Source organism: Corallococcus sp. 4LFB, assembly GCF_046520365.1.
Taxonomy (GTDB): domain Bacteria; phylum Myxococcota; class Myxococcia; order Myxococcales; family Myxococcaceae; genus Corallococcus; species Corallococcus caeni.
Window position 1 is genome coordinate 1 of the sequence record NZ_JBKGHJ010000767.1, and the last position, 2694, is coordinate 2694.

Genomic DNA, 2694 nt, shown 5'->3' on the forward strand with positions numbered 1-2694 from the left:
AGCGGGGCCGGGGCGCGGCGCTGGGCCTGGTGGACGCGCTGGACGTGCCGGTGCTGCGCGAGCTGGGCTTCGTGGACCAGGGCCGCTTCTCCGAGTGGACCTTCCACCGCTCCATGGTGCGCCGCTGGTGCGAGGCCTGGCGCTCGCTCTTCGAGCGGCAGATGCCCATGCGGCGCGCGAAGCGCCGGCCCCCCGTGCAGGCTCCGGCGCAGGCCCCGAACCAGGAGGCGCGGTGATGTACCTGATGGAATCCGCGGACGAGTCCCGCCGCCTGCTGGAACAGGAGCAGTCCCAGGACACGCGCGCCGTCCTGCGCCGCACGGGCCTCAAGCCGGGGGACCGGGTGCTGGACGCCGGCTGCGGCCCCGGCGGCATCGCGGAGCTGATGGCGGAGCTGGTGGGGGAGGGCGGCCACGTCACCGGCGTGGACCTGCACGAGGGCCGCGTCGCGGACGCCCGGGCGCGCAACGCCCACCGCCCGCACCTGACGTTCCTCCAGGCGGACGTGCGCACCACGGGGCTGCCCGCGGACGCGTTCGATTATGCGTGGAGCCAGTACGTCTTCGAGTACCTGCCGGACCGGCACGTCGCGCTCGCGGAGCTCATCCGCGTGACGCGGCCCGGGGGGCGGGTGGTGGTGTCCGACATCGACGGGCTGGGCTTCCAGAACTGGCCCTTCCCGGAGCACCTGCGCGCGGGCACCCAGCGCATCGTGGAGGCCCTGGCGACGCGCGGGTTCGACCTGTACGTGGGCCGCAAGCTGTTCTCCGAGTTCCGCCTCGCGGGCCTCACCGACGTGCGCGTGCACCTGATGCCCTTCTACCTCTGCGCGGGCGCCGCGGAGGCGCGGCTGGTGCGCGACTGGAGGACGCGCTTCGAGGCCCTGGCGCCGGTGGGCGCGGCGGCCTTCGGCGGCCAGGCCGCCTACCAGGCGCACTGCGACGACTTCCTGGCCATGCTCGAGGACGCGGAGGGGCTGAAGTACGCGGTGACGCTGGTCACCGAGGGAACGAAACCGTGACCCCTCGCCTGCCGGCGGTGAAGCCGCAGGACGTGTCACCGGACAACGCCCCCGAGGTGAGCGTCCGCGCCACGTCCACGCTGCTGCTCTACTTCGAGCACCGCTACGGCGCGGAGCGGCTGTCCCAGGTGTGGCGCGACCACGGGTTCACCCTGGGGCTGGACTACATGCGCCAGCCCACGAACTACGTGTCGCTGCGCTTCCTGGAGCGCGTGGCGGCGGCGCTGCGCGAGGAGTCCGGCGACTCGCGCTTCATGCGCGAGGCGGGCCTGTTCACCGCGTCGCCGCAGGCGCTGGGCTTCGTCTTCTACATGCTGCGCGCCTTCGGCTCGCCCAAGGCCTGCTACAAGCAGACCATCGACTTCTCCCCCAGCTACAACCGGGTGGGGGCGTTCGCGGTGGACCTGCTGGAGCACAAGCGGCTCAAGCTGTCCTACCGCAGCATCATCCCGGAGCAGAACCGCAACATCTGCGAGCTGCGCATGGGCCAGTTCGCGTCCTTCCCCACCATCTGGGGCCTGGCGCCCGCGGAGGTGCGGGAGACGGAGTGCCAGGTGCTGGGCGGCGAGGCGTGCCGCTACCACCTGACGTGGACGGATCCGCCCACGCTCTGGGGCCACTACCTGGGCCTGCTGCTGGGCATGGTGAGCGGCCTGCTGGCCACGCACCTGGGCTGGGGCGACGCGCTCTTCTCCGTGACGTCCCTGGGCGTGGGTGGCTTCGCGCTGGGCGGCTGGTTGGATCGCCGGCGCGAAATCAAGCGCAAGGACGAGCTGCTCGCGGCGCAGGCCCAGGCGAACATGGGCTCGCTGCGGGAGCTGCAGCAGCGCTACGACGAGGTCTTCGGCAGCAACGTGGCCCTGGAGGACCGCGTGGTGGCGCGCACGCGCGAGCTGTCGGAGGCCAACGCGAAGCTGGAGGCGGCGCTCGCCAAGCAGCGTGAGCAGGACCGGCTGAAGACGGAGTTCTTCGACAACGTGAGCCACGAGCTGCGCACGCCGCTCACGCTCATCCTGCTGTCGCTGGACGCGCTCCAGAAGGAGCCGGAGTCGCTGCCCACCGTGGTGCGGCAGCACCTGGTGACGCTGGACCGGAGCACGCAGCGGCTCTTGCGCCTCATCGACAACCTGCTCAACCTGGCCCAGCTGGAGGCGGGCAAGGTGCGCCTGCGCTACCAGCCGCTGGAGCTGCACGCGTTCCTGTCGTCGCAGCTGTTGCCCTTCCGCACCGTGGCGGAGAAGCAGGGGCTCACCCTCGCGCTGGAGGGCGGGCCGGTGTCCCCGGTGCACGTGGACGCGGAGCGCATTGAAGGCGTGTTCCACAACCTGGTCTCCAACGCGCTCAAGTTCACCCCGGCCGGCGGCAGCATCGCGGTGCGCGTGCGCGAGGACGACACGGACGTGCACGTGGAGGTGGTGGACACCGGGCAGGGCATGGCCCCCGCGGACCTGGCCGTCATCTTCGACCGCTTCGCCCAGGCGGACACGTCCGGCACGCGGCGCTTCGGGGGCAGCGGCATCGGGCTGGCGCTGGTGAAGGAGACGCTGGAATTGCACTCGGGCGGCATCGAGGTGTCGAGCACGCCGGGGCAGGGCTCCAGCTTCCGCGTGCGGCTGCCCAAGGGCACCCAGCACCTGCGCGAGGACCTGCGCGAGCGCCGCGCCACGGACCTG

General features: G+C 72.0%; 3 protein-coding genes. All 3 read left to right on the forward strand.

Features of this window, described 5'->3' with window-relative positions; translation table 11 throughout:
* Nucleotides 1-236 (forward strand): hypothetical protein (locus ACLEQD_RS40840; protein ID WP_410391327.1); only part of this gene is annotated, 236 nt, incomplete at its 5' end.
* On the forward strand, nucleotides 236-1021 hold the full coding sequence (locus tag ACLEQD_RS40845; protein ID WP_410391328.1) for a methyltransferase domain-containing protein: 786 nt from the start codon (nucleotides 236-238) through the stop codon (nucleotides 1019-1021). The genes ACLEQD_RS40840 and ACLEQD_RS40845, both read left to right, overlap by 1 nt.
* Nucleotides 1018-2694 (forward strand): ATP-binding protein (locus ACLEQD_RS40850; RefSeq protein WP_410391329.1); only part of this gene is annotated, 1677 nt, incomplete at its 3' end. The genes ACLEQD_RS40845 and ACLEQD_RS40850, both read left to right, overlap by 4 nt.

What these genes read in the sequence shown, in the direction of transcription:
- ACLEQD_RS40845 (WP_410391328.1), top strand. Translation starts at nt 236, where the DNA reads ATGTACCTGATGGAATCCGCGGACGAGTCCCGCCGCCTGCTGGAACAG.